This window comes from Microbacterium sp. 69-7 (assembly GCF_001897985.1).
GTDB lineage: Bacteria > Actinomycetota > Actinomycetes > Actinomycetales > Microbacteriaceae > Microbacterium > Microbacterium laevaniformans.
Window position 1 is genome coordinate 1 of sequence record NZ_MKRU01000102.1, and the last position, 5,314, is coordinate 5,314.

Below are 5,314 nucleotides of genomic sequence, written 5' to 3' on the forward strand. Positions count from 1 at the left end.
GGATGTACGGGTCCTCGAAGACAGCCTCCTGGCGCTCCGGGTCCGTGACGAAGTAGGGGTTGATGTAGCCCTTGTCGAAGCGCATGCCCTCGGTGAGCTCGAGCTCGGTGCCGAACGTGTTCGACTCCTCGACCGTGACGACGCCCTCCTTGCCGACCTTGTCGATCGCCTCGGCGATCAGCGCGCCGATCTCGGGGTCAGCGGCGGAGATGGATGCCGTGGCGGCGATCTCCTCCTTGGTCTCGACCTCCTTCGCGGAGGCGAGCAGCTCGTCGGAGAGCGCCTTGACGGCCTTCTCGATGCCCTTCTTCAGGGAGATGGGGTCTGCGCCGGCCGCGACGTTGCGCAGCCCTTCGCGCACGAGAGCCTGGGCGAGGACGGTAGCCGTCGTGGTGCCGTCACCGGCGACGTCGTCCGTCTTCTTGGCGACCTCCTTGACGAGCTCCGCGCCGATCTTCTCGTACGGGTCGTCGAGCTCGATCTCCTTGGCGATCGAGACACCGTCGTTCGTGATCGTGGGGGCGCCCCACTTCTTCTCGAGCACGACGTTGCGACCGCGCGGGCCCAGGGTCACCTTGACGGCGTCGGCCAGGATGTTCAGGCCACGCTCGAGGCCACGGCGGGCCTCCTCGTCGAAAGCGATGATCTTTGCCATAAGTGTGTCGTCCCTCCCGGACGTGAGGATGAGTCTTTAGCACTCGCGATGATTGAGTGCTAACTCATTCTGGCACTCTGGCATGACGAGTGCAAGCCGCGCCGAGCGGGCGCGACGGGAGGGCCGAACGACGTCAGGCGACGACGCGGACCGACTCGGCCTGCGGGCCCTTCTGACCGGCGCCGACGGTGAACTCGACCGTCTGCCCCTCCTCCAGGACGCGGAATCCCGACATGTCGATGTTGGAGTAGTGGACGAACACGTCCTGGCCGTCGGTCACGGTGATGAAGCCGAAACCCTTCTCGGCGTTGAACCACTTGACGGTACCTTGGGCCATGCGAATCTCCTGATGCTGCGGTGGGACGTCGCAATGCTAACCAGCGTGAGAGCGGCGAAATCGCCGTTCCGGCAAGTGTTGACACAGGCGCATCGAACTGTTCACACGCGCGAAACACGCTCCCCACTGATACCCGCAGGGCGGGGTGGTCAGCCGGCCGGAGTGGCCCCGGCATCCGTGCGATCGGCACCGATCACGACCACGAGGAGCTTGGCGCCGTCGCCGCTCGCGAGGCCCTTGTACGCATCGCTGAGTGTCACGGCCGCCCCGCCGATCACCTGTGCGAGCCCCCGCGCCGCACCTTCTTCGGCGGGGTCGGAGTAGAAGACCGTCGTGGTCGGGAAGTCCTTGGAGCTGGCGTCGCCGGCCGTGACGCTGTCGGGCGACCAGCCGGCCCCGACGATGGTATGCGCGAGGGAGCCGGCCAGACCCGACTGTGTCGTCGCGTTGAGAACGGTGACCGGGTACGACGTGTCGACGACCGGCTCGGCGGTCGAGATGGTCGTCGGCGTGGCGCTCGGGGTGGGAAAGAGGGTGACGCGCCCGGTGGCGATCAGCGTGCCGAAGATGCCCAGCGCGACCAGCACGACGATCGCGATGACCGACCACAGCACCACGATTCCTCCCCGCAGGCGCGGATTCTCGGCGCGATGCGCACCGATGCGTCCCCCCTCGAGGGCGAGATCATCGAAGCGGTCCTTCTGCGGGGGCGTACTCGGCACCCCAGAATGCTACCGGCCTGTTCCGGTGCGGACGGCGGGAACGGCCGCGCGTCCCGCACGCTCGCTCTCGCGCGCATCGCGGAGCCGACGGAGGCGGTGCACCAGCATGGCGTCGTGCGCCGCGGCATCCGGTTGGTCGATGATGCGAGCCAGCAGCTGGTAGTACCGGGCGGGCGCCAGGGCGAGCTCGGCACGGATGGCCTCCTCCTTGACGGCGTCGTGCACGGTCCACCGCGACTCGAAGTCGAGGAGGAGGCGATCACGCTCGGAGAGGGGCACCTGCTCACGTTAACCCCGCGCAGCGCGCTCGCCGGGACGCCACTCCAGCCATCGCCCGAGTGGGTCGGCGTGGGCGAGGACGACGCCGTCGCGCGCGAGTGCGAAGCCCTCAGCGGGAGCGTTCGATGCGATCCGCCCGCCGCGCCATCCCTCGTGCAGCGAGGGCGCGTCGAGCGTGATCCACCGTCCCACGACGGATACCTGCTCGATCAGCGCGTGGCGCGCGTGCCAGCCGAGGTGCGCCAGCACGCCGGGGGTCTGAACGACCAGCGTCGCCCTGGGCGGCGCCGCCGTGACCGCGCGGGCGAGCTGTTCGACGCCGTCACCCGCGAACATGAGGGGCGGCTCCACTGCCGCGATGCGCAGGGCGGAACGCACCCGATCCGCGCGTCCGGTCTCGCCCGGCCAGACGAGAGCCGTCAACCACGCCTCGGTGGCCGGGTCGGCGGGATCCAGTGGCGCGAGATCGATGCCCGCCCGCCAGACGATCTCCGGATGCCGCAACGGGGGCACGTGCTGACCGCGCAGCTCGCTCTCGAGCACGACGGCCGACACCCCGTCGAGCGGATCGTGCGCGATCTCGCCCGCGACGCCGCGATAGCGGTAGGAGTATCGGTCGGGGTAGAGACACAGTCCAGCACTCGCTCCGACCTCCAGCAGCGCGATCGGCCCGTCGATGCCCGCAAGCGCGGGCAGCAGAGCGGCGCACCGCAGGGGTTCGTTCGTCTGCAGAGACCGCGCCGCGCACTCCGTGATCAGTCTGTCGCTGTGGGCGAGCATCCACTCCCGCCACTCGGGGTACCCACTCTCGCCGGATCCGAGCATCCGCGCGACGGCGAAGACGAGGGGCGGCTGACGATGCGAAGGCGAGATCCTTTCCAGCACCTCCTGCACCGCGGCATCCGCGGCGACTCCGACGGCCCACTCGCCGTACAGCGCGGAACGACCGGGAGCCTCGTCGCGGGCGAACCGGGCGTAACGCGCCGACACCGATTCTGGGAGCGAACTCATGGGTGACATTCTCGCGGGCTGAGCCGACCGCGGCCCGCGTCGGGTTGAATGGTGGGTGGAGTAAGGAGCCAGACATGACCTACCGCGTGACCAAGACCGACGACGAGTGGCGTTCGGAGCTCACCGCCGACCAGTACGCGGTGCTCCGCGAGGCGGGCACCGAGCGCGCCTGGACCGGCGAGCTGCTCGACGAGAGCCGCGCCGGCCTCTACACGTGCGCCGCCTGCGGCGCCGAACTGTTCCAGAGTGGAACGAAGTTCGACTCGCATTGCGGGTGGCCGAGCTTCTACGAGTCTGTGCGCCCCGAGGCCGTCGAGCTCATCGAAGATCGCAGCCACGGGATGGTCCGCACCGAGGTGCGGTGCGCGAACTGCGGCTCGCATCTCGGACACGTCTTCCCCGACGGGTTCGGCACCCCCACGGGCGACCGGTACTGCATGAACTCGCTGTCGCTGTCGTTCACCCCGGCCCCGGAGGCGGATGCGTCGTGATCGAGACGGTCACGGACTACCCGGCCCTGGCGGCGGTGCGAAACCGTCGCTCATGGTCGAAGGTGACGGATGCCGCGCCCACCCGCGCCGAGCTTCTCACCCTGATCGCGGCGGCGGGGCGGGTCGCCGACCACTCGTCCCTGCGACCGTGGCGCGTCATCGAGCTGCGTGGCGAGGACCGGGCGACGCTCGGGGCGGCGATCGCGAAGGCCGAGGGCGACGACAAGCCGTCGACGAAGCCGTTGCGCGCGCCACTGCTGCTCGCCGTGGTCGCCAGCTATCGCAAGAGCGAGAAGGTTCCGCGCTGGGAGCAGGAAGCGGTCGCCTCGGGCGTCGCCCACACGCTCAGCCTTTTGCTGGATGAGGCGGGATGGGGCGTCATCTGGCGCACCGGTCACTACACGCGGGCGAAGGCCGTGGCCAAGGCCCACGGACTCGCGAAGGACGAGGAGCTGCTCGGCTGGCTGTACGTCGGCGGCAAGCCCACCGGTGCGCGACCCGGGCGCCGCAAGAGCGTCGACCCCCGTGCGCATCTCAGTCGAATGCCGGCCCCCGCCAAGGGCGCCGACAAGGACGGCGGGTCGACGAAGACCGGCGCGAAGAAAGACAAGAAGAAGAGCTGACGCTCCCGTCGTCCGCTCAGGTTCGTCGTCGCCGCCAAGGCGCGAGAGCGACGACGACCGAGCTCGCCGCGACCGCGACCATCAACAGTTCGGTTCCCCAGCCGGGACCGGCATCCGCGGGCCAGACCGCGTCCAGGGTGAACGCGGTGGCGAGCTGGCCGACCACGACACCGAGGCCGAGCAGCAGCACCCCGGTGTGCGCGACGAGCGCCGCCGACAGGAAGATGTAGATCACGCCGACCACGCCGCCGAGGTAGAGCCACGCCTCGGTCGGCAGCACCGGCGGCACACCGACGAACGCAACGTGGACGACGGCGGCGACGGCGAGCACCACCGTTCCACCGAAGAAATTGACGAAGGTCGCGGTCAACGGCGTCCCGACGCGCTGGCACAGACGCCCGTTTGTCGCCTGCTGCCACGCGATGCCGACACCGGCCAGAAAGGGCAGCACCAGCATCCACACCGGCACGCGCTCCACCACGCCGCCCTGCAACGAAATACCGACGGCGACGAGAGCCAGCGCACCGCCCGCCACGCGCGGCATGGTGACCGCGACGACGCCGGCCGGGCCGTACCCGATGCGGTCGAGCACCAGGCCGTTCAGTGTCTGCCCGGCCACAACCCCGACGGTGAACAGGGAGACGCCGATCACAGCGACGGCGAGGCCCTGGGTCGCGACGGTGAGCGCTCCGGCCAGCCCGCCTCCCAGCATCCACCACGGGATCGTGCGTGCGCGGACGCCGCTGACCAGCGCGCCGAAGCCTCGGCGGCCCGCCGGCAGCAGCGCCGACAACACGGCCAGCACGAGCAGACCCGACCCAAAGGAGATGACCGCCGCGACGAATCCGTCGCCGATGCGCAGACCGAGTTGCCCGTTGATGCGGGCTTGAAGCGCCGTCAGCACGCCGACCAGCACGGCACCACCGAGAGCGACACCGGCGGGAAGCCGGGGCGTCGTCGGTGCGGTCACGACTCCTCAGCCTAGCCGGGCGCGTGGGAGAGGAGCCGATCGGTCAGTCGTAGCCCAGAATGCAGATCGCTTCGGTGACGGTGTCGGGTTCGGTACGCGGCTCGTGCTCGTCCACGGAATCGAATCTAGGGGTGCGGGCCGGCGGATGCCGAGCGCATCGCCGTGGATAACGGGCTCTTCGGACATTCGGTGGGGGTGAGGCTCGCCGGGTGAGGTTCGGCGGGTA

Annotated in this window: 8 protein-coding genes; 2 read left to right on the plus strand and 6 right to left on the minus strand. The window is 69.7% G+C overall.

The window, feature by feature from the left end; translation table 11 throughout:
* The 5 genes from BGN98_RS13030 to BGN98_RS13050 form a co-directional block, all read right to left on the minus strand.
* Positions 1-655 (minus strand): TCP-1/cpn60 chaperonin family protein (locus BGN98_RS13030; RefSeq protein ID WP_288121633.1); only part of this gene is annotated, 655 nt, incomplete at its 3' end.
* Positions 656-788: 133 nt separating this feature from the next.
* Positions 789-992: a cold-shock protein gene (locus tag BGN98_RS13035; protein WP_005051075.1), complete on the minus strand. Its 204-nt coding sequence runs from the start codon at positions 990-992 to the stop codon at positions 789-791.
* Between the two features lie 149 nt (positions 993-1,141).
* Positions 1,142-1,714 carry a LytR C-terminal domain-containing protein gene (locus tag BGN98_RS13040; protein WP_288121634.1) on the minus strand — a complete coding sequence of 191 codons (573 nt, stop codon included), beginning with the start codon at positions 1,712-1,714 and terminating at the stop codon, positions 1,142-1,144.
* Between the two features lie 9 nt (positions 1,715-1,723).
* A complete protein-coding gene (locus BGN98_RS13045; protein WP_016464506.1) occupies positions 1,724-1,993 on the minus strand; it encodes a DUF3263 domain-containing protein in 270 nt (89 codons plus the stop codon).
* Between the two features lie 9 nt (positions 1,994-2,002).
* Positions 2,003-3,004, minus strand: a complete 1,002-nt coding sequence (locus BGN98_RS13050) for a DUF2332 domain-containing protein (RefSeq protein ID WP_288121635.1) — start codon at positions 3,002-3,004, stop codon at positions 2,003-2,005.
* 74 nt (positions 3,005-3,078) lie between these two features.
* On the opposite strand from BGN98_RS13050, the gene msrB reads away from it, so the two are divergent.
* On the plus strand, positions 3,079-3,495 hold the full coding sequence (msrB, locus tag BGN98_RS13055) for a peptide-methionine (R)-S-oxide reductase MsrB (RefSeq protein WP_005051085.1): 417 nt from the start codon (positions 3,079-3,081) through the stop codon (positions 3,493-3,495).
* Positions 3,492-4,118: a nitroreductase family protein gene (locus tag BGN98_RS13060; RefSeq protein ID WP_288121636.1), complete on the plus strand. Its 627-nt coding sequence runs from the start codon at positions 3,492-3,494 to the stop codon at positions 4,116-4,118. Before msrB ends, BGN98_RS13060 begins: the two co-directional genes overlap by 4 nt.
* Positions 4,119-4,134: 16 nt before the next feature.
* On the opposite strand, the gene BGN98_RS13065 is transcribed toward BGN98_RS13060, so the two are convergent.
* Entirely contained in the window at positions 4,135-5,088 is a 954-nt protein-coding gene (locus BGN98_RS13065; RefSeq protein WP_288121637.1) for a DMT family transporter, read from the minus strand.
* Positions 5,089-5,314 lie beyond the last annotated feature (226 nt).